Origin of the sequence: Pimelobacter sp. 30-1 (genome assembly GCF_018831735.1) — a bacterium.
GTDB lineage: Bacteria > Actinomycetota > Actinomycetes > Propionibacteriales > Nocardioidaceae > Nocardioides.
Map to the genome: position 1 here is coordinate 860923 of NZ_NHTS01000003.1, position 20248 is coordinate 881170.

Below are 20248 nucleotides of genomic sequence, written 5' to 3' on the forward strand. Positions count from 1 at the left end.
GCCGCCGGGCGGCGCCGTTGAAGGTGGAGGAGCTTTCGGGGAAGGCCGGCGCGGGAGCGCCTCGCCTCAGGTCCGGACGGGCTCGCCCCGTCTCGGCCGGAACAGCGCGATCAGACGGGCGGGAGACTGGCCCAGGCGGAGCTGGAGCACGATGCCCACACCGATGATCAGAGCCGTGACGACGTTCTGGACCGCGGTCAGCGAGGTGAACGTCTGGACGAGCTGGGCGAGCTGGGCGAGGAACACCGCCCCCAGGGCGGTTCCGACCAGGCTTCCGCGGCCACCGGTCAGCGCGGTGCCACCCAGGACGACCGCAGCGATCGACGGCAGGAGGTAGCTGTCGCCGGCCGTCAGGGTCGGCGAGCGCAGCAGCCCGGCGAGCATGACGCCCGCGGCGCCTGCCGCCAGCGCGGAGAACCAATAGGCCGCGACGCCGTACCCGAGACTGAGAAGACCGAGGACGTCGGCAGCACGCCGGCTCTCGCCGACCAGCTCGAACCGCCGCCCGGTACGGCTCAGCTTGAGCAGCACCTGCGCCGCGATCACCACCGCTGCGGCGATCCAGACCAGGACCGGGACACCGAGGAAGCGCCCCAGGGCGAAGTCGCTGAGTCGCGGGTCGGCCTGCGCCCCGAAGCCGCCCGAGACGACCTGGACGACGCCGATCAGCAGTGCGTTGGTCGCGATGGTGACCACCAGCGGCGGGAGCCTGAAGGCGGTCACGACCACTCCGCTCAGGAGCCCGAACAGCGAGGTTCCGAGGATCGCGACCACGACCGCGACCGGGAGTCCCCAGGACTGGTCGTTGCCGAACTTGGCGACGATGAGTGCGCCGAGCGTGACCGCGCCGGGCACCGAGAGATCGAGACCGCCCTGTTGGATGACCAGGGTCTGCCCCACCGCCACCAGAGTGGTGATCGCCGCGAACGGCAGCATCGAGTAGAGCGCGGTGCTGCTGATGCTTCCGGAAGCGACGAGGGGGCTGATCGCCAGGAGCACGGCCAGGGCGAGGAAGGCGCGGGTCGCGGGCCAGGCGAGCACCTGGCTCAGGCGCGCCACGTTGTCGGGGATCCGGGGCCGTGGCGCCGCAACCGGTACGGCGGACGACGGTGCGGTGGTCATCCGAGCTCCGGGTGCCAACCACCACCGAGGGATGCCTCGGGGTAGGCGCTGACGACGTGGTCCCGGGTGCGCTCGGCGAGCGCACGGACGGCGGCGACGTCGACGCCGACCAGGCGTCCGTCCTCCTTCACCCGGCGCCCGTCCACCCAGACGTCCTGGACCAGTCCGGGGTGGGCGTTGTAGACGACCGCACCGATCGGGTTGTTCATCGGCAGCATCGCCAGCGAGTCGCCGCGGAGCGCGACGATGTCGGCCGCCTTCCCGACCTCGATCGAGCCGGTGCGATCACCCAGACCGGCGGCGACGGCGCCGTCGCGGGTGGCGAACATCAGCACCTCGCTGCAGGTCAGGCCGATCCGCTCGATGACCTCGCCGGTCTCGACCGCCGGCGCGTTGTCGAGCGCACGCTGGACACCGATCGCCGAGCGCATGGTCCCGAACATGTCGCCGCCGTTGCTGCTGCACACGTCGATCGAGAAGCTCGGGCGCACCCCCGCCCGGATCAGGCGGCCCGTCGCCGGGAAGCCGTGTCCCATCTGCATCTCGACGTCAGGCGCGACCGAGGCCTTGCCTCCCGAGTCCGCGATCATGGCGAGCTCGTCGTCGCCGAGCGTGCAGCAGTGGACGTAGGTGGTCCGGTCGGACAGCAAGCCGTCGCGCTGCATCGCGCGGATCGGCCCCGACTTGCCCCAGTAGCCGTCGCCGACGTGCACCGTGACATCGAGGTCGAGCTCCTTCGCGAGCCCGAAGTCGTGCAGGTTGACCTCGGGCGTCGTGAACTGCGGCCCCCGGAGGGCCAGCGCCATCGTGACCAGGTCGCTCTCCGAGGTGAAGTGCTGGTTGCGCACACGGCGCGCGTCGTCCGGGTGCGGGACAGCGGACGGCAGTGGCGCTCCCCACTGCTGCGCGCCGCCGCCGTGGGCGAAGACCGCACGGAGCCCTGCGTCGCGCAGGGCCTGGATCGCCGCGTCGGCGTGCTCCGGGGTGAACAGGTTGTGGGACCAGTCGACGAGGGTCGTGATCCCCGAGTCGAGGGCCTCGAGCGCACCGAGGTAGTTGCCCGCGTAGGTGTCCTCGGCGCGGTAGTGGCGGCTCATCCCGGTGTGGAGGCCAGCCAGGTACTCGGTCAGGGACCAGTCCGAGGCGATGTTCCGGACGACGGACTGCCAGGTGTGACGGTGGGTGTCCACGAACCCGGGGAGCACCACCCGCCCGGCCAGGTCGACGACCTGCGCATCGCCGGCGGCGAGGTCGCGACCGATCGCCGTGATCCGTCCGTTCTCGACCAGGACATCGGTCCCGGTCAGCAGCTCACCCGCCACGCGCGAAGTGATCACGTCGCCCCCACGGAGGAGTGTGCGCACGCTCGTCATCCTCGAACCAGCCCTTCTGTCGTCGTGGCCTGCATCACGTCGGAACTGTATGTCCAGTCACACTGAACGTCAAGTGACGATTACGGGATGTTTATTCTGAGTGAACTTCTCCGCCGGAAGAGCCTGACCGCGGATGGACAGGAGTTCAGTGAACGGCACTGAACACCTACACTGAACAGGTCGCGGCACCCGGCCCAGCGACACCTGAGCACCAGGAGACGATCTCGGATGACGTCCGCGAACGGAGGCGCCGACACCCCGTCGGCCGACCTGCTGGGAAGCCGGGTCCGTGCCGCGCGCACCGCACGCGGCATGTCCTTGCGCGATCTCGCTCGGCGCGTCGGCGTCTCGCCGAGCTTCGTCTCCCAGCTGGAGAACAACAAGGTCAACGCGAGCGTCGGCACGCTCTACAAGCTCGTCAACGCGCTGGAGGTCTCCCTCGACGATCTGATGAGCCCGCTCCCCGACCCCTCGCCGGACCCCGGGCCCGCCCGGGTCGACCGAGCCCCCCGCACCAGTGTCGCGGACCTCGACGCCCTTCCGCCGATGGCCTGGGATCCCGAGGAGCCGGTCTGGCCCCGGGTGCAGCGCAACGTTCAGCGCGGCACGTCGCGCGCGCAGATCCGCTTCCCCGGCGTCACCTGGGAACGGCTCACCCGCGAGGCCGATCCGTTCGTCGACTTCCTCCACGTCACCTACGACGAGGGCAGCGCCAGCTGCCCGGAGGACGACATGATGCGGCACGGGGGCCGGGAATACGGGTTCGTGCTCGAGGGCCGCCTCGACGTCCAGGTCGGCTTCGAGACCCACACCCTCGAGCCCGGCGACTCCATCACCTTCGACGCGATGACACCGCACCGCCTCTCGAACCCCCACGAGAGCGTCTGTCGCGCCATCTGGTTCGTCGTCGCTCGGCGCAACGACGAGCGCTCGGCCGCCCTCGACGAGCCCTCCCCGCAGGTCACCCACCTCCCGGCCCTCCAGGACTGATCAGGCGTCCGCGGCACGCGCCGCGGACCGGCGCCGGCCCGCCTAGACTCGGCGCACCATGAGCACCTCGCCGACCCTCCGCCGCGGCGATCTCCTGCTGGCGGCGACGGTCTGGCTGCTCGGCGTCGCCACGCTGCTGGGCCACCCCGCCACGGCGCAAGACCGGTGGGTGGCGGTGGGGTTCGGGCTGGCGTGCAGCCTGCCGCTCACCGCCCGCCACCGGTACGCCGTACCGGCCGTGGTCGCGATCGGCCTGCTCGGCCTGGCCGGTCAGCTGGCGTCGATCCGCGAGCTGCTGGACGGGCCGTTCCTGCTGGCGTTCGCGGCGGCCGTCGGCACGGTCGGGGCGCGGGACCGGCCGTGGCGGGGCGCGGCCTGGTGCCTGGTCGCGGGTGCGCCCGCCTTCGCCGCGGCGGCGGCGTCGGGGACGGAGCAGCGCTCCGGCGACGTGGTCGCCACCGTCGGCTGGCTCGCCCTCGCGTACGCCGTCGGCCGGGCCGTCGGCTTCCGCCGGTCCCTGCTGCAGGCGCGGGCCGACGCCGCCCGCGCCGAGCAGCGCCAGGCGCTGGAGCGCCGGGTCGCCGACGAGCGGACGGCGATCGCCCGGGACCTGCACGACGTGATCGCGCAGTCGATCGAGGCGGTGTCCCTGCAGGCCACCGTCGGCCTGCACCTCTACGACAGCCGGCCGGACGCGGCCCGGGAGGCGCTGGAGCAGATCCGGACCGCGAGCGTCGGCACGTCCCGCGAGATCCGCGAGCTGCTGGGCCTGCTGCGCAGCACCGACGGCGAACCCACCCGGGTGGTCGGCCTCGACGACCTCGCGGCGCTCGTGGACGGCAGCGGGGTCGACGGGCCGCCGGCGACCCTCGTGGTCAGCGGCGAACCCGGCGACCACGACCCGCTGGCCGGGCTTACCCTCTTCCGCGTGACCCAGGAGGCGCTGACCAACGCACGCCGGCACGCCCGCGCCGACCACGTGCGCGTCGAGCTCGACTGGCAGCCGGAGCAGCTGACGCTCACCGTCACCGACGACGGCGCGGGGCCGCCGGTCGGCGGTCCGGTCGAGGGGTACGGCCTGCGGGGCATGCGCGAGCGGCTCGCGCTGGTCGGCGGCACCCTGGCCGTGGGCACCGGTCCCGAGGGCGGCCTCCGGCTGACCGCGAGCGTCCCCCGGGAGGACCGCGCATGATCACCGTGCTGATCGTCGACGACCACCAGCTGGCCCGGTCCGGGCTGCGCTCGTTGATCGAGGCCGAGCCCGGCCTCGCGGTCGCCGGGGAGGCCGGGGACGGGCCGGCCGCCGTACGGCTGGCGCGCGAGGTGCGGCCGGACGTCGTCCTGATGGACCTCAAGATGCCCGGCGGCGACGGCCTGGAGGCGACCAAGGCGATCGCCGGCGACCCCGCGCTGGCCGCGACCAGGATCATCGTGCTGACCAGCTACGACAGCGACCACTCGGTGCTCGCCGCCCTCCGGTACGGCGCCAGCGGCTACCTGCTCAAGGACTTCGAGGCGCCCGCCCTGCTCCAGGGCATCCGGACCGTCGCCGCCGGCGAGGCGCTGCTGGCGCCCACCATCGCCCGCCGGATCGCCGAGACCTGGACGCCGCCCGCCGTCCCCGCCCGGCCGGACCCGGCGCTGGCCGAGCTGACCGAGCGGGAGCGGGAGATCCTGGTCAAGGTCGCCGAGGGCCGCAGCAACGCCGAGCTCGCCGCCGACCTGCACATCACCCTCGCCACCGCGAAGACGCACGTCAGCCGGATCCTGACCAAGCTCGGCGCGCGGGACCGGGTGCAGCTGGTGATCATCGGCTACCAGTCCGGCCTGGTCGGCCCCGGCTGACCCGACCCGGACCCTGCTCAGTGAGCCGGGTCCTCCGCGCCGGTGTAGCCGGTCAGCGGCTCGCCGGCCAGGAAGCCCAGGATCGCCCGCAGGTACGCCGGACCGGCCTCCCCGGTGATGCCGTGCCCCGCGCCCGGGATGTAGACCATCGTCGCCCCGGCCAGCGTGTCCCGGTACTCGCGGGTGTCGATCCACGGCACGTAGTCGCACTCCGCGCGCAGCACCAGCGCCGGCGTCTGGACCTTGCGGAGCACCGGCCGCGGGTCGGCGATGGTCTCGAAGTCCGCATTGGTGAGCTGGTTCGTGTAGAAGCCCTGCGGGTTCTGGTGCACCTCCCCCTCGCCCGGCGGCCCACCCGGGCAGCCCCCGAGGTCGCGGCCGGTCACGGCGATCTCGTGCAGCCGGGCATCGGACTCGGCATCGCCGATGAGCCGGTGCGCCGCCTGAGGGTTGGTGCCCAGCAGGAGCGCCTGCAGGAGGAAGCGCGGAGCCGAGGTCAGCTCGTCGTACCGCTTCTTCTGGGCGCCGGTCAGCTTGCCCCAGGGCGAGACATCCGTGTCCGGATGGGCGTCCGGCCAGATCTCGCCGGGCGAGGTGAACGCCACCTTCGCCACCCGGTCGGGGTGCGCCGCCAGGTACTGCGCGGCCAGGGACCCGCCCCAGGACTGGCCGATCAGGATCACCTGGTCGGCGCCGACCTTCTCCCGCACCGCTTCGAGGTCGGCGACGTTGCGGGCCACCGTGTAGCCGGTGACGTCGTCCAGCCGCGTCGAGCGGCCCGCCCCGATCTGGTCGTAGCCGTAGACGTCGTAGCCGGCCGCGTTGAGCTCGGCCGTGCCGAACGGCAGGCCCTCGCCGGGGGTGCCCGGCCCGCCGTGCAGGAAGATCACCGGTGTCGGCTTGCGCTCGGCCGTCGTGGCCGGGCTGGCGACGTACGCGAGGCGGGTGCCGTCGTCCAGGCTCCAGAACCGGACGCCGGCCGGGACCGGTCCGCCGGTCATCTCGGGGAACGGCCGCAGGAACAGGAAGCCGAAGGCCACGCCGACCAGCGCCGTCCAGGCGACCCCGCCGACCAGCGCGGTCCGCCAGCCGCGGCGGCTGGCGCCGAGCGCCAGCCCACCGCGCACCACCAGCACGGTGACCCCGAGCAGGGTCACCGCACCGGCAGCGAGGAAGACCACCGGCAGCGGTACCGCCGCGGCCGCCAGCAGGATCGCGAGGCCGCCGGCCACCAGGGCGACGACCGCACCGAGCACGATCACGAGGACCGCGCCGGCACGGCGCAGCAGGGACGAGGTCGAGGGGTTCACGTCGAACGACGCTAGATGCCCGGCGGGCCGCGGTCGTCAGCCTGCGGGGCGGTCCTGCGTACATCCCGAGATGTACGGGACGCCCCTGCTCACCACCAGATCATCGGGGTGTCGTCGAGCAGCTCGACGCCGGAGTCGGTGACCAGGCCGGTCCGCTCGAACGTCGCCATGCCGACGCCGGCGTGGCGCAGGAAGATCTCGACGGTGACGGCCATGCCGACCTCGTAGGTGTCCACCAGGCCGGCGTACGAGCCGTGGGCGGGGATCGCCGGCGGGAGGTAGAAGTCCTTGCCGACACCGTGGCCGTACAGCTCCCAGTAGTCGCCCTCGGCCTCGTTGCCGGCCGCCGCCATCAGCTCGTCGCCCAGCAGGCCGACGTCCGCGCTGCTGACGCCGGGCCGGATCGCGTCGAGGAGGCGCTCCACCACGTCGTTGCCCGCCTCGAGGAGCGTGCGCTGGGCGGACGTGGGCTGGTTGCCCACGACGAGGGTGCGGCCCGGGTCAAGCCAGTAGCCGCCGTAGATCGGGCCGTAGACCCAACCCCGGGCGAGGTCACCGAGCGCCGGCGTCTCGTCCGAGTAGCCGTACATCGAGGAGCTCCAGAACACCCGCTCGGAGCGGGATCCGTGGGCCACGCCGATCCGCTGGAAACCCCCGCCCCCACGGACGATCGCGGCCGCCGCGGCGGCCGCGGCCTCCCGCTCGGACTGACCCGCGAGCAGGCCGCTCATGAGGGCGGTCAGCGCGCTGCTGGCGACCCGTCCGGCCTCGCGCATGACCTCGTGCTCGGCGGGCGACTTGATGCGGTGCGCGCGGTAGATGAGGTGGTCGTCGTGCTCGAAGGTGACGCCGGGCGCCGCCGCCGCGAGCTCGCGCCCGAAGAGGACCGGCAGGAAGTCGTCGGCGTTGTGGAGCACGGTCCCCTCGACGCCGAGGCGGGCCAGCTCGGCGCCCACCCCGCCCGGGAGGTTGTCGTGGGAGTGGATCGCGAGGGGCGCGATCTCGGCCTCGTCGATGAGCTCCACGGGCTCGGCGATGTGCAGCGTCGGCTCGTTGCGGTCGTGGAAGATCAGCGCGGCGAAGCCACGGCCGATCCCGGGCCACGTCGCGACCGACGGCTCCTGGCCCGAGGCGAGCGAGGCGTAGTTGCACAGCCAGTGCAGGTCGCCGGCGCGGTCGTAGCCGCCCGCTGAGCGCTGCCACACCACGGCGGTGCGGGCGCCCGAGGCCTCGATGCTGTCGTACAGCCGGTTCCAGCGGCCGTGGTACTCGTCCTTGTCGAAGAGCATGTGCTTCCTTCTCTAGCGGTGGAGGTCGGTGTGACGGTGCGCCGGCTCGCCGCCGACGTAGGTCGCCAGCACCGGGCAGGTGAGGAGCGCGCTCGGCGCGAGCTCCAGGGGGTCGTCGGCGAAGACGGTGAGGTCGGCCCGGGCTCCCGGCGCCAGGACGCCGAGCTCGGCGGACAGGCCGTCCGCGGCGGCCGCGTGCGTGGTGTAGCCCTCGAGCACCATCCGGGCGGTCAGGCGCTGCTCGGGGCCGACCGGCGCGGCGTCCGGAAGCTCGGCGGGACGGCGCTCCTGCGCGTCCGCCATGACCTGGCGCGGGTCGTAGTGGGCGATCGGCCAGTCGGAGCCGAGAGCGACGACCGCCCCGAGGTCGCGGAGGTCGCGGGTGCGCCACGCCTGGCGGGCCTGGTGCTCGGGCAGCCGTGCCGACCAGTTGTCGGAGCCGTCGGCGGTGACGTAGCGGGTGCAGTGGGTCGGCTGCATGCACGCCGCCGCACCGACCTCGGCGAAGCGCGGTAGCAGGTGGTCGGGGGCCGTCTCGATGTGCTCGATCCGGTGCACCAGCGTGGAGCCCGCGGGCCGCAGGCCGCCGATCACGTCGAGGGCGCGGCCGACCGCGGCGTCCCCGATGGCGTGGGTCGCGGTGGCGACGCCGTGGCGGTCGAAGAAGGCCAGCGCCGCGGCGTACCGGTCACGGTCGGGCCACAGGCTGACGTCCGACTGCCCCCACCGGTCCGGGCGCGAGAGCCAGGCGGTGCCGTGGTCGATGGTGCCGTCGAGGAAGATCTTGACCCCGCGGACCGCCCACCGCTCGCCCGATCGCTGCTGCAGGGCGAGCAGCTCGCGCCAGCCGTCCTCGTCGAGCTCCGGGCCGCACCACGGCGACAGCAGCAACCGCAGCGGCAGCGGGCCGCGCGCCTCGGCCGCCTCGAGGACCGCCAGCGCGTCCCCCTCGAGGTCCAGGGCGTGCACCGTCGTCAGCCCGGTCGCGGCCATGGCGGCGAGCAGGTCGTGCAGTCGCGCGGCCTCGTCGTGCACGCTCGGCTGGGGGATCGCCTCGTCGAGGTGGGCGAGCCCGGCCGGCTCCCGCACGACCCCGGTCAGCCCCTGGGCGTCGCGCCCGACGAGACCCGGACCGAGGACGTCGACGAGGTCGGCGGTCGCCGCGAGCTCGAGCGCGCGGGTGCTCGCGACCACCGCATGTCCGTCGAAGAACCGCACGATCGCGGGCCGGTCGCCGACGATCGCGTCGAGCCAGGCGCGGTGCGGGCCGGGGGCGGGCCAGGCGTCCGGCTTCAGGCCCCACGCCTGAACCCACGCGCCCGGTGCGGTGGCCTCCGCAGCGGCGGCGAGGCCGGCCTGCAGCTCCGCGGGCGACGAGGCGCCCGACAGGTCGTGCCCGGCCGTCATCCGCAGGCCCAGGATCGGGTGGCTGTGCGCATCCACGAGCCCCGGGGTGATCACCCCGGAACCGTGGTCGGTCACCACCGTGTCCGGACCGATCCACCCGCGCGCCTCGGCCCGGGACCCGACCGCCGTGATCCGGTCGCCCCGGATCGCGACCGCCTCAACCACCTCGTACGACGGACCGTCGGCCGTCATCGGGTGGACCCGGCGCGCGAGGACGACCTGGTCGGCGTACCTCATGGGGCGTCGCTCGCCGCGACGAGATCGGCGCGCACGGCGAGCTCCTCGAAGGCGCGACCGATCCGCTCCGCGTCGCCGGTGACCCAGTAGTCCAGGCACAGGCCGAGCAGGCCGCCGTGCAGGAGCGTCGCCTCCGTCAGGGCGCGCTCGGCGGGCACACCCCCGCGGCGGAGCCGCTCAACGAACAGGTCGATCCAGCCCACCCAGAACTGCGCGCCACCGCCGCGATCGGTCCTCTCCGGCTCGGTCGGCTGCCGCTCGAGCACCTGCCACTCCACGGAGATGCCGAGCAGCGTCGCCGCCCGCGGCTCGTCCAGCGTCCACGCCCAGAACGCGCGCATCGCGGCGCCGACGCCCGCCTCGATGTGCTCCTCGGCGACCGCCCGCATCTGGCGCTCGGCCTCGGAGACGACGGCAGCGACGAGCTCGTCGCGCGTACCGAACTGGTAGACGAGCACCGGCCCGCTGACCCCGCAGAACTCCGCCGCGCTCCGGATCCGGAGATCGCTGAGGCGATGGTCCTCGAGGTAGTCGATGATCTGCTGCAGGAGCTGGGGGCGCCGGGTGGGGTCCTCGGGTCGGGCCACGTCGTCGTCCTCTCTTCGGTGGGGTGGGTCGGTCGATCAGGTCGATGAGATCGATCAGGCAGGGACGTCAGGATCCTGGCCGACGCGCCGCAGGGCGTCGGGACGGAGCCGCGCGACGACGGCCACGCCGACGACGGTCACCACCACGAACCCGGCCAGCACCGTCAGGATGGTGGCGTTCTGCTCGGGTCCGCTCGCGGAGAGCAGCTCGAACTGGGTGAGCAGCTCGTAGCCGGCGACCGCGAGCAGGCCGATGGCGACGACCGCGCACACGATGCCCCGCACCCGGCCCGGGACGTCCGCCCGGCGGCCGAGGAACACCACCACGGCCACGCAGGTCAGCACCTGGAGCAGCAGGATCAGGACGACCGCGAGCGAGAGCAGCCAGACCGACATCTCGAAGTACGGGTCCCAGTCGAGCAGCGCCGCGATCGCCACGCCGACGAGCGAGACGACCGTCGCGAACGCTCCGGCCACCCACGGCGCACCGGTACGACGGCCGACGATCGCGAGTCGGCGCGGCAGGACGCCGTCCCGGGCCAGGGCGTGGAGGTAGCGGTTGCCGGCGTTGTGGAACGCGAGCTGCGCCGCGAGCAGGCTCGTGATGATCAGCCACTGCATGGTCGTCGCGGCCCAGCCGCCGACGTACTGGTCGGCGGCGACGAAGAACAGGTCGGCGCCGTGCTGCTCGGCCGCGCCCTGCACCTGATCGGTGCCGAAGGCCTGGACGATCGCCCAGGTCACGAGGATGTAGAACACCGCCATCGACCCGACGGCCAGCGCACCGGCCCGGCGGATGGTGCGGTCGGGGTCGCGCGCCTCGGAGCGGTACAGCGCGATGCCCTCGATGCCGAGGAAGCCGACGAACGTCAGGGCCAGTGCCGCGCCCATCCCGGGCGCGGTCGCCCGGTCGAGCCCGAAGGCATCGAGGCTGAGCCCGTTCGCGCCGCCGTCCAGCAGGACCGCGACCACGACGACCAGGATGATGGCCGTCTCCAGGATCAGCAGCACGCCCAGGAAGCGCGCGCCGAGGTCGATCCCGGCGGCGGCGATCGCGAAGACGGTCACGGTGGCGACCACCGCCACCACCGGCCACGGCACGCTCCCGTTCAGGAGGTCGTCGACGTGCGGCACCAGGTAGGTCGCGATCGCGCCGAGCGCGCCGACCAGCGCCAGGTTGTAGGCCACCACCGCGAACACCGCCGCGACGGTGCCGGTCGCCCGCCCCAGCCCCGCGCTCACGTAGGCGTAGAAGGCGCCGGAGCTCTTCACGTACGGCGTCATCGAGGTGAACGCGCCCAGGAAGGCCGCGAGCGCGAGCCCTCCGAGCACGAAGCTGGCGGCCGCGCCGGGCCCGCCGATGAGCAGGGCGAGCGGGCCGTACCCGGCCAGGTACCCCAGGGGAGCCGCCGCGGACACGATCAGGAACGCCACCGAGAACGTCCCCAACGCACCGCGCTTCAACGTCGTCGTACTGCTACTTCCGGTCCCCGAGTCCCGTTCCACCGCCACACCAGCCATTGCGGACCTCCGCTGCGAGTTAACTGAACAGGCGTTAAATTAACTCCTGAACCGTCGTCCGCGCTACCCCCGATTTCGGAGGTAGGGGAAGGATGACCCGACGAGAGGGGGAGGCCATGACCTCACCGACCCTGGTGCGCGACGCACGACCCGACGACGAAGCCGGGTTGGGCGTGCTGCTCGACGCCTACCGCCAGTTCTACGCGTGCGCGCCCGACGTGCCCCGGGCGCGCGCCTTCATCGCCGAGCGGCTGGACCGGCAGGACTCGGTGATCCTGGTCGCCGAGCGGGACGGCGACCTGGCCGGCTTCACCCAGCTCTACCCGACCCTCTGCACGGTCGAGGCCGCGCCCATCTACGTGCTCTACGACCTCTTCGTGGACCCCGGCAGCCGGGCGCACGGCGTCGGGCGGGCGCTGCTGCGCGCCGCGGCCGAGCGCGGGCGCCGGGACGGCGTCGTACGGATGGACCTGTCGACGGCGACGACCAACACCACCGCCCAGGCGCTCTACGCCTCAGAGGGCTGGCAGCGCGACGACGAGTTCCACCACTACTCGCTCACGCTGGCGTAGCGCACCCTCAGCCGGGACCCTCGCCGGCCGCGACGTGCTGCGCGAGGTACTGCTGGACGCCGATCCGGCTGATCGCGTCGAGCTGGCTCTCGAACCAGTCGGCGTGCTTCTCCTCGTCGCGGACCATCTCCTCGAACACCGCGGCCGTGCCGTGGTCCCCGAGCGCGTGGCACTCCTCGGCACCGGCGTTGAACTGGGCGACGGCGGCGCGCTCGCTGGCCAGCGCGAGCGTGAGCATCTCCTCGGCCGTCTCGCCGACCTGGATGGCGTGGAGCCGCTGGACGTTGGGGTGCCCGTCGAACATGAGGATGCGGTTGATCAGGTCGTCGGTATCGCGCATCTCGTCGATGGAGAGGTCATAGAACACCTTCCCGAGCTTGGACAGCCCCCAGTTGTCGAGCATCCGGGCATGCAGGAAGTACGTGTTGGTGACCGTCAGCTCGAAGGTCAGGGCCTCGTTGAGGAGATCGACGACGCGGGGATCGACAGGCTGCATGGCGTACCTCCGGCAGTGGGTTCGGTCCTGCCGCCGATGCTGGCACACACCCCCGGGAGTGAGGCCAGGCTCAGAACGCGATCAGCTGGCCGCGCCGTCGGCCTGGAGGTGCGCGCACGCGAGCTCGTGGTGGCGCTGCACCAGCGCCTTGACCGAGAAGATGCACGACCCGCAGTCCTGCGCCGCCCCGGTCGAGCGGCACACCGCACCGACCGTCCGGGCGCCGTCGGCCAGGGCAGCGTCGACGTCACGGTCCGTGACGACGCGGCACTGGCAGACGATCATGGAGCATAGGTTAGCCGAACCTAAGTCGATCGGCGATCCGCGGCTCCGCCACCAGCGCGCGCGAAGGGGCCACACCCGACGGGTGCGGCCCCTTCAGCGGTTTCTCCGGTGGGGTGGAGTCCTTGTCGCCTCAGCGTCCGTGCTGGACCCGGGCGCCGGTGTTCGGCGTACCGGGCAGGTTCTTCCGGGGCTGCTTCAGCTTGGGCGTCTTGACCTTCGCCTTGGACGGCAGGGACTCGACCGGGTTGCCGGCCGGCGTGGTGCCGGTGGCCTTGGCGACGTTGACGACCTTGCCGAGGACCAGGTCACGCTTGTGGACCGTGTAGGTGGCCTTGCAGGTGACGCTCGCACCCGGGGCGAGACCGGTCGACGGGAGCTTCGGGCACTTCGGGGTCAGGCTGCCCTTGCCGGTGAACTTCTGCTCGGCGATGGCGATCGTCTTCAGCGAGATGTTGCCGGTGTTGGTGACCTTGAAGGTGTACTTGATCTTCTGGCCGAGGCGGGCGACCTTCTTCGGCGTGCCCTTCTTGACCAGCTTGACGCCCGGCGCCGCCGGCGCGACGGTGGCCGCCGCGGAGTTGTTCGCCGGGTTGGCCCGGTCGGTGATGCTCACGGTGTTGAGCACCGGCGCGTTGCCGCTGAGGACCTGGCTGTAGACGAGGGTCAGGGTCTCGTTGTTGTCGAGGCCGCGGACGTCCTCGCCTACCGGACGCGAGCAGTCGAGGACGCCGTCGGCGGGGATCGCCGCGCCGATCGCGGTGTCACAGGTGAACGGCGCGCCGCTGCCGCTGGCCACGACGGACACGAGGGTGCCGCCGGCCGCCTTGGCGTCGGTAACGGTGACCGTGTCGTCGATGCCCATCAGGTCGGGACCGTGGTTGGTGACCTTGATGGTGTACGTGACCGGCGTGCCGGACTCGAACACCTCGGCCGCGGCCGTCTTGGTGACCGACAGGTCGTAGTCGCACGGCTCCCAGGCGATCTCGCCGGTGCCGTTGCGGCTCGGGGTGTTCTCCGCGAGCGAGCCACCGGTGGGCTGGTCGATGTAGACCGCGCCCTGGGCGTTGGCGAAGAAGCTGGAGCCACCGCCGCCACCGCCGCCGATGATCAGGCCGTTGGCGCCGTTCACGTCGCCGATGGTGGTCGCGCCACCGCCGCCGCCGTAGTAGCCGGCGCCACCGCCACCACCCTGGTCGGCACCGTTCGGGCCGCCACCGTTGCCGCCGTTGCGACCGACTCCGGGCGCACCGTTGTTGGCGGTGTCGGTCGCGTGGACCCCGCCGGCTCCGGGCGCGGTGGTGCCACCGCCGCCACCGGCACCCGGCGCGCCGGGCGTGTTGGCGACCGCGTCGTTGCCCGCGGCGCCTTCCTGGCCGGCCCAGGCGCCGGCACCCTCGATCACGCCGGCGTGACCGCCGCCGCCCGCGTCGGGGTTGTGACCACCACCGGAGCCACCACCGCCGCCGGCGAGCGCGATCGTCGTACCGTTGAGGACGAAGCTGGTGTAGCCACCGCCGCCACCACCGGTGTGACCACCGGGGCCGCCGTTGCCGCCGGCGTCATCGCCGGACGCACCGCCGACGCCGCCGCCGGAACCGCCGCGGCCGACCACGCCGGTCAGCACGTCGGTCGGGGCGAGCGGGATGCGGAACTGCACCCGGGCACCCTGGCCGCCGCCGACCTGCAGCGGGTCGTCGTCGGGCGCGTCCGGGTCGTCGTTGCCGCCGGAGACCGCGGTGCCGCCGTTGCCACCCTCGAGGGTGACCACGGCGGCGCAGGAGCCCGGCGCGGGGGACATCTCGAAGGCGCCGAGGCCCAGCACGGTCGGGGCGGGGTCGGCTGCGGGGTCGGCGTGGGAGGCCGGCGCGGTGCCGAGGATGCCGAGGGCGGAGGTCGCCGTGGCGAGCGCCGCGAGACCGGCAAGCCGGGCACGAGGGGAACGGGGGGTCGAAGCAAACATGTGCCAAACCCTCTCGGTCGCCTGACCCGATCGGGCGAACTTGAGCGTGACCGGGCCCGAATGACACCCGAGAAGGGGTCAGGAACTCCTGCTCGGTGCCCCGGCTCGGGGGTCGAGACCCCGCTCCCGATCCGCAGTAGTCTCGGCGCCATGCCCCCGCGCAGCGCCGAGTCCACGCGCCGCCGGCTGTTGGAGGCCGGGGTCGAGGCGCTCCAGGAGATCGATGCGGCCGCGCTCGTCGGGGCGATCGGCACCCGCGAGATCGCCCAGCGGGCGGGGGTCAGCCCGGCGACCCTCTTCCACCACTTCGGGTCGGTGGAGCAGTACGCCGCCGCACTGATCGACCGGATCTACGGCGTCGACGAGAAGTCCGCCGAGGAGGTCGCCGCCCGCACCGCGGCGACGTACGACCCGGCGACGAAGTCCGTCGCGACCGCCGACTACTACGCCCACGACTTCGCGCGGCTGCTCGACGACGCCGAGCACCGGCTCCGCGTCGGGCTCTGTGCCTTCGGGGGCGAGCAGGCGACGTCCGCCTACACCGCTCACGTCCGCACCCACGACGCCGTGGTCGTCGCGGCCATCACCGACTTCCTCGGCCGCTGGCAGCGGGAGATGTGCCCGCCCTTCTCGGTCGCCGAGTACGTCGGCGCCTACACCGGTCTGCTGAACGACGCGGTGTTCCGCAAGGCCGCCGACCCGACCTCATCCGTCGAGGGCTCCTTCGTGAAGCAAGCGTCCGCGATCTCGATGGCGATGGTGCGGGTGCCCGGCGACCCCCGCGACCTGGACGACCGGATGGCGGAGCTGCGGCTCGTCCGCCCGGCACCGCCCCAGGCCGGCCGCCGCGCCGAGCAGACCCGGGAGCTGGCGATGCACGCGGTGCGCGAGCAGCTCAAGCACACGTCGTACGACGAGCTGTCCGTCGCCACGATCGCCCGGCGGGCCCACCTGAGCCCGGCCACCGTCTACGCGCACTTCAAGGGCAAGGCCTCGATGGTGGTGGCGACGCTGCTCGCCGACGGCGCGGCGGCCGAGGCGCCCGCGTCGCTCGACGAGGTGGCGGACTTCCTGGCGGACCACCTCCCCTACCTCAAGCCCTACCTCGGGTCGCTCGCGACGTCCGAGCCGACGGCCGACGACCCGTTGCTCGCGGCGGTGACCGCGTGCGTCCGCGGCCACGCCGAGGACGCCGAAGGGCTGGCGCGCACGACGCTGCTGGTGCTGGTCTCGCGTCTGGTGTCGCACCCGGGCGAGGGAGCCGCGGGTGCCCTGCGGCACCTCCAGCAGGTCGGCGCGCTCGACCGTGGCGACCGCGGGGTCAGCGGACCCAGATCCGGTAGCGCTTGACGGCGGGCGTCCCTTCGGCGCCGGTGACGGTCAGGGTGAAGGCGAAGACGCCGGGCTTCTTCGGCCGGCCCGTGATGACGTACGACCGCCCGGACCTGCTCGGCCTGCCCTTCAGCCCGCGGGGCAGCTTGCCCTGGCGCGACCACCGGTAGGTGGTGCCGCCCGACGCGACGACCCGCTGCCGGTACCACCTGCCCACGTTGGCCGTCGACACCCAGGCGCTGCCGAGGACGATCTTCGGGGGCGTGACCGGCGGCGGGGTGGGCGGCACGACCGGCGCCGGCGCACCCAGCGCGATCGCGGCGAGCGTCAGCTGGTCGTTGGTGGCCAGCAGCGCGGGATGCACCGAACCCGGCGTGGCGCTCGGGTCGGCTGCTGCCGCACCCGAGCGCCCGGACGGGCTCGCCGGGAGCGGGAGCAGCCCGTCGAGGGCGTCCAGGACGGACGGGTCGAGGATCTCCGTGACGAGCCGGCTCGGGTCGGTGCCGGTCTCCCCGGCACCCGTCTTGGCCAGCTGGGTCCGGATCGCGTCCGTCAGGTCCTTGGAGCCGGTCAGTGCGCCGGGGAGGCCGGTGAGGTCGCGTGCGCGCAGGGCTCGGCTGGCGCCCAGCTGCAGGTAGCTGCTGAGCATCGCGTTCGCTCCGTCGAGGCGGACGAGGGCGTCGTGGAGCGGCCCGGAGGTCGTGTTCCCGGCGGTCTGCGAACCGCGCAGGAGCCCGCGGTAGAGGTCGCCCTGCAGCGTGACGAGGTTGTCGTCGATGGCGCCGCGGGCGGCCAGGGCTCCCTGGTCGAGGTTCGACCTGGTGGCTGCGAGCTTCGGATCCAGTCCGGCGATGGCCTGGTCCAGGGCGTCGCCGGCGTTGATGGTGCCGTGGTGAGCCTGGTAGTCGACGACCCCCGACGTGGCGGTGGTCGCGTCGCCCCAGCCGTTGCGCACGGCGGCGGTGGTGGCGAGGGCGGTGTACATCGACGCCCTCCGCGCGTCCGTGTGCAGTCTCAACCTCCCGTCCGGCTGCTCGATGAAGTCGGCGGTGTCCGAGTACTGCTGGACGGCGCCGGGAATCGCCGAGTAGCCGCCCCGGGGTAGGGCCACGGTCGTGTTGTACGCGCCCCCGACCGCTGCGGTCGCGGCCCCCCGGCGTACGACGCTCTGGACGTAGATCGGCGCGGTGGGGGCGTCCTTGGGTGAGAACGTCCACACGAACGCGATGTCGTCGTAGCGGTACTCCGCCTTCAGGTAACGGCCGGTCTGGAGGTTGAAGTCGCTCTTGAGCCAGTAGCTGTTGGAGCAGTTCGCGGGGCGCGCGATGGTCACGTTCAGCGCGATCCAGCCGTCGGTGTCGTCGTCGGCGCCGTACTGGCACGCGTCGACCTGGACCTTCTTGGCAGTGGTCCTGTAGCAGACGCTCAACGTGCCCAGCCCCATCCGGTGGGCCCACTGGAAGACCTGCGGCACACCGTGAGCGTTGGGGGTGAGCGTCGTCGGGCGGTCCATCGCGCCGAGCGTGCCGGCCGACTCACCAGCAGCGGCTCCGCACTGCGCGACCTTGTCGCGACCGGGCAGCGTGGACCACAGGGCGGAGAGGTCGGACTGGTCGCTCGAGCTGTTCACGAACGGGTCGAAGGTGGAGCTGCCGCTGGTCGTCAGTGGCGAGCTCGGGGTGGGCCTGCCTGCGCCGTCGAAGCCGGGGACGGTGCCGGTCAGCTGGCTGGTGGCCTCGGCGACCAACGCGTCGACGGGGGCGGTCTCCTCGGTCTGCGGCCGGCACGGCGGTGACGTCGCCGGGGTCACGGCGGCACTCGTGCGCTCGCAGACGAGGCGGTTCAGCAACGTGCTGCGTGTCCCGTCGGTGGTGTCCGGCGTCGCGATCGCCGCGGTCAGGTCCGCGAGCGGCGTGCCCTGCTGCTGGATGTCGCTGAGCCAGCGACGGTACCCGGCGGTGACGTAGCGCGGGTTCTCCAGCATCAGCTGTGCGTAGGCCCGGGACGCGAGGACGAAGTCGTCCATGTTGGCGAGCTGGGGCGCGTCTCCGGTGAGCCCGGAGAGCCGAGCGTTGCGCCACCCCCGCTTCGCCGGCACCTGGTCGAGGAAGTGGACGTTGCTCGCGATCCCGGTGCTCAGCTGGTTGGCGTCGTTCTGGAGGTCGAACGACGGGCGGTCGGTGTTCAGCTCCGGACTGTGCCGGGCCGTCACCGTGACGAACGTGTGCAGGTAGGCCGCCGCGCTGTTGAACTCGTTGAGGGGGAGCTTGCTGCCGTTGCGCTCCTCGTAGCCCAGCGCCGAGTTGATGGTCTGCCGCAGCGCGGAGTTGGTGCCGTTGCGCAGCGCTTCCAGGATGTTGTTCTGCACCGCGTCCAGGGATCCCTGCAGCCGGCTGAGGCCGTCGTACAGCTGGCCGATCTGGACGCGCGCCTGCTCGATGTCGATCACGGCGCGGTCGAGCTTCTGGGAGATGTCGTCCAGCTGGGCGGAGACGCGCGCGAGGGACTCGAACACCTGGGTGAACTGGCCGGTGACGTAGTTCTGGAAGTCGGCCATCTGCTGGGAGATGTTGTCCAGCTGGGTCATCACGAGGTCGTCGCCGGACGGCCCGAAGACGCCCGCCCACTCGAGCACCGCCGGCAGCAGCGTCATCACCACGCCGAGCGCATTGCCCGACAGCGCGGCGCGGCCGATGTCTCCCTTGGCGAAGTCGTTGAACGTCATCGCGAGCAGGGTCACCTGGATGGCGGTGGCACCGACCTGGTCGACGATGTCCTTGGCCGCGCTCGTGCTCCCGGTGAGGAAGCCCGTCTGCAGCACGAGGGTGGTCTGGCTCTGGCGCGCGTCCTCGACAGCCTGCTCGGAGACGGCCTCGTCCACCGGGGTCGTCCCGGTGCTGGCCGCGGCGACCTCGACGGTGGTGCGGAGGGAATCGCCCAGCTCGGCCATGGTGGCGCCGATGGTGTTCGGGGCGGGGTTGCTCGGCGTACCGGCGACGACGACACCGGTGGTGCTCAGGTTGCCGGCCTGGTCGCGTCGCGCCGCCCACGCCTGGACGTCCGGGTTGTCCACCAGCATCGGGGCCGTCGACAGGAGCGCGGCGGTGGTCGCCGAGATCGAGGCTCCCGTGACGCTCCCCCAGACCAGGTCCCTGGCCGAGGCGAACCGCGGGGACCTGTCGGCCAGCGTGGCGCTGTCGCGCAGGACCGCCGCCGGCGCGAAGGTCGTGGACGCCAGGAGGCGCGACTCCGTGTCCCCGTTGGTGCCCAGAGCGTTCTCGGCGTGGGTGCCCGCGGTGACGGTGGCGACCTGCTCCGCCGTCAGCCTGACCAGCTCGGTGGTGGCCCGCTGGAGGGTGGCCGCGAGCGGACCCCGGTCGGCCGTGGCCGCGCTCTGGAAGAGCACCATCGTCCGGGTGATCCGGGAGTCGAACGCCGGCCCCGTGACGGACCCGGCCGCCGCGACGAGCCCCCGGACGGCGTCAGCCGCGGCCGCAGGATCAGCCTGCGGGTCCAAGGCGTACACGTGCTGCAGCACCCGCTCGGCCAGGAGGTCCGCGGTGCTGCTCGGGTCGGAGAGCCGGGCGGCGTCCGCCGCCACGAACAGGTGGCGCCGGAACTCGGCCGCACTCACCGAGATGCGCACATCGGCGATCTGGCTGACCAACGGCGTCGGCGGGGTCTGGGCGTGGGCCGCCGGCACGGCCACGAACGGGAGCCCGACGAGGGAGGCCGCGACACCGAGGACGAGGGTCCGCAGCGCGACGGCAGCAAGGGTGAGGCGAGGACCGGTCGGTCGAGGCTGGGACATCAGGACTCCACGAGGACGCACGACGGTCCGCGGGGTGCGGACCGCCCTCATGGTGGGGCCGCCGACGGGTCGCTGGTGAGGGAAAGGGCGAGTGCCGTCGAACGGTGTAAC

At 72.9% G+C, this 20248-nt stretch carries 16 protein-coding genes; 5 read left to right on the forward strand and 11 right to left on the reverse strand.

Going from position 1 to position 20248, the window contains the following annotated elements:
• Window positions 1-66 precede the first annotated feature (66 nt).
• Both CCO04_RS09455 and CCO04_RS09460 read right to left on the reverse strand, forming a co-directional pair.
• Complete coding sequence (locus CCO04_RS09455; RefSeq protein ID WP_215813824.1) at window positions 67-1122, reverse strand: ABC transporter permease; 1056 nt, start codon at window positions 1120-1122, stop codon at window positions 67-69.
• Window positions 1119-2486 (reverse strand): amidohydrolase family protein, encoded by a 1368-nt coding sequence (locus CCO04_RS09460; RefSeq protein ID WP_215813825.1) that lies wholly within the window; start codon window positions 2484-2486, stop codon window positions 1119-1121. The genes CCO04_RS09455 and CCO04_RS09460 overlap by 4 nt, the downstream gene beginning before the upstream one ends.
• A 237-nt stretch (window positions 2487-2723) precedes the next feature.
• On the opposite strand from CCO04_RS09460, the gene CCO04_RS09465 reads away from it, so the two are divergent.
• From CCO04_RS09465 to CCO04_RS09475, 3 genes are read left to right on the forward strand one after another with little or no spacing between them, the layout of a single operon-like run.
• On the forward strand, window positions 2724-3485 hold the full coding sequence (locus CCO04_RS09465) for a helix-turn-helix domain-containing protein (RefSeq protein WP_215813826.1): 762 nt from the start codon (window positions 2724-2726) through the stop codon (window positions 3483-3485).
• Between the two features lie 58 nt (window positions 3486-3543).
• Window positions 3544-4677 carry a sensor histidine kinase gene (locus CCO04_RS09470; protein ID WP_215813827.1) on the forward strand — a complete coding sequence of 378 codons (1134 nt, stop codon included), beginning with the start codon at window positions 3544-3546 and terminating at the stop codon, window positions 4675-4677.
• Window positions 4674-5330, forward strand: a complete 657-nt coding sequence (locus CCO04_RS09475; RefSeq protein ID WP_215813828.1) for a response regulator transcription factor — start codon at window positions 4674-4676, stop codon at window positions 5328-5330. Before CCO04_RS09470 ends, CCO04_RS09475 begins: the two co-directional genes overlap by 4 nt.
• A gap of 17 nt (window positions 5331-5347) precedes the next feature.
• Here CCO04_RS09475 and CCO04_RS09480 read toward each other — a convergent pair whose 3' ends face one another.
• The 5 genes from CCO04_RS09480 to CCO04_RS09500 all read right to left on the reverse strand — a co-directional run bounded on the left by CCO04_RS09480 (window position 5348) and on the right by CCO04_RS09500 (window position 11681).
• Window positions 5348-6640: an alpha/beta fold hydrolase gene (locus CCO04_RS09480; RefSeq protein WP_215813829.1), complete on the reverse strand. Its 1293-nt coding sequence runs from the start codon at window positions 6638-6640 to the stop codon at window positions 5348-5350.
• An 89-nt stretch (window positions 6641-6729) separates the two neighbouring features.
• Window positions 6730-7929, reverse strand: a complete 1200-nt coding sequence (locus CCO04_RS09485; protein WP_215813830.1) for a Xaa-Pro peptidase family protein — start codon at window positions 7927-7929, stop codon at window positions 6730-6732.
• 12 nt (window positions 7930-7941) lie between these two features.
• A complete protein-coding gene (locus CCO04_RS09490) occupies window positions 7942-9573 on the reverse strand; it encodes an amidohydrolase (protein WP_215813831.1) in 1632 nt (543 codons plus the stop codon).
• On the reverse strand, window positions 9570-10160 hold the full coding sequence (locus tag CCO04_RS09495; RefSeq protein ID WP_215813832.1) for a TetR/AcrR family transcriptional regulator: 591 nt from the start codon (window positions 10158-10160) through the stop codon (window positions 9570-9572). The genes CCO04_RS09490 and CCO04_RS09495 overlap by 4 nt, the downstream gene beginning before the upstream one ends.
• Before the next feature lie 54 nt (window positions 10161-10214).
• Entirely contained in the window at window positions 10215-11681 is a 1467-nt protein-coding gene (locus CCO04_RS09500; RefSeq protein ID WP_256448429.1) for an APC family permease, read from the reverse strand.
• Window positions 11682-11797: 116 nt separating this feature from the next.
• Here CCO04_RS09500 and CCO04_RS09505 point away from each other — a divergent pair, with 116 nt between their 5' ends.
• Window positions 11798-12253, forward strand: coding sequence for a GNAT family N-acetyltransferase (locus tag CCO04_RS09505; RefSeq protein WP_215813834.1), 456 nt, complete (start codon window positions 11798-11800; stop codon window positions 12251-12253).
• Between the two features lie 7 nt (window positions 12254-12260).
• Here CCO04_RS09505 and bfr read toward each other — a convergent pair whose 3' ends face one another.
• From bfr to CCO04_RS09520, 3 genes are all read right to left on the reverse strand, one after another.
• Window positions 12261-12749, reverse strand: coding sequence for a bacterioferritin (bfr, locus tag CCO04_RS09510; RefSeq protein ID WP_215813835.1), 489 nt, complete (start codon window positions 12747-12749; stop codon window positions 12261-12263).
• Window positions 12750-12830: 81 nt separating this feature from the next.
• Window positions 12831-13034 (reverse strand): bacterioferritin-associated ferredoxin, encoded by a 204-nt coding sequence (locus CCO04_RS09515; protein ID WP_215813836.1) that lies wholly within the window; start codon window positions 13032-13034, stop codon window positions 12831-12833.
• Window positions 13035-13164: 130 nt separating this feature from the next.
• Entirely contained in the window at window positions 13165-14994 is a 1830-nt protein-coding gene (locus CCO04_RS09520; protein ID WP_215813837.1) for a DUF11 domain-containing protein, read from the reverse strand.
• Between the two features lie 150 nt (window positions 14995-15144).
• On the opposite strand from CCO04_RS09520, the gene CCO04_RS09525 reads away from it, so the two are divergent.
• Window positions 15145-16344: a TetR/AcrR family transcriptional regulator gene (locus tag CCO04_RS09525; protein ID WP_215813838.1), complete on the forward strand. Its 1200-nt coding sequence runs from the start codon at window positions 15145-15147 to the stop codon at window positions 16342-16344.
• On the opposite strand, the gene CCO04_RS09530 is transcribed toward CCO04_RS09525, so the two are convergent.
• Window positions 16316-20137: a hypothetical protein gene (locus tag CCO04_RS09530; RefSeq protein ID WP_215813839.1), complete on the reverse strand. Its 3822-nt coding sequence runs from the start codon at window positions 20135-20137 to the stop codon at window positions 16316-16318. The two genes, CCO04_RS09525 and CCO04_RS09530, sit on opposite strands and share 29 nt — an antisense overlap.
• Window positions 20138-20248: the final 111 nt, after the last annotated feature.

Bases quoted from the DNA above. Each gene is read 5' to 3' on its own strand.
- CCO04_RS09475 (WP_215813828.1), top strand. From the start codon at position 4,674: ATGATCACCGTGCTGATCGTCGACGACCACCAGCTGGCCCGGTCCGGG.
- bfr (WP_215813835.1), bottom strand. From the start codon at position 12,749: ATGCAGCCTGTCGATCCCCGCGTCGTCGATCTCCTCAACGAGGCCCTG.
- CCO04_RS09530 (WP_215813839.1), bottom strand. From the start codon at position 20,137: ATGTCCCAGCCTCGACCGACCGGTCCTCGCCTCACCCTTGCTGCCGTC.
- CCO04_RS09525 (WP_215813838.1), top strand. From the start codon at position 15,145: ATGCCCCCGCGCAGCGCCGAGTCCACGCGCCGCCGGCTGTTGGAGGCC.
- CCO04_RS09520 (WP_215813837.1), bottom strand. From the start codon at position 14,994: ATGTTTGCTTCGACCCCCCGTTCCCCTCGTGCCCGGCTTGCCGGTCTC.
- CCO04_RS09485 (WP_215813830.1), bottom strand. From the start codon at position 7,929: ATGCTCTTCGACAAGGACGAGTACCACGGCCGCTGGAACCGGCTGTAC.
- CCO04_RS09455 (WP_215813824.1), bottom strand. From the start codon at position 1,122: ATGACCACCGCACCGTCGTCCGCCGTACCGGTTGCGGCGCCACGGCCC.
- CCO04_RS09490 (WP_215813831.1), bottom strand. From the start codon at position 9,573: ATGAGGTACGCCGACCAGGTCGTCCTCGCGCGCCGGGTCCACCCGATG.
- CCO04_RS09500 (WP_256448429.1), bottom strand. From the start codon at position 11,681: ATGGCTGGTGTGGCGGTGGAACGGGACTCGGGGACCGGAAGTAGCAGT.
- CCO04_RS09470 (WP_215813827.1), top strand. From the start codon at position 3,544: ATGAGCACCTCGCCGACCCTCCGCCGCGGCGATCTCCTGCTGGCGGCG.
- CCO04_RS09505 (WP_215813834.1), top strand. From the start codon at position 11,798: ATGACCTCACCGACCCTGGTGCGCGACGCACGACCCGACGACGAAGCC.
- CCO04_RS09465 (WP_215813826.1), top strand. From the start codon at position 2,724: ATGACGTCCGCGAACGGAGGCGCCGACACCCCGTCGGCCGACCTGCTG.
- CCO04_RS09515 (WP_215813836.1), bottom strand. From the start codon at position 13,034: ATGATCGTCTGCCAGTGCCGCGTCGTCACGGACCGTGACGTCGACGCT.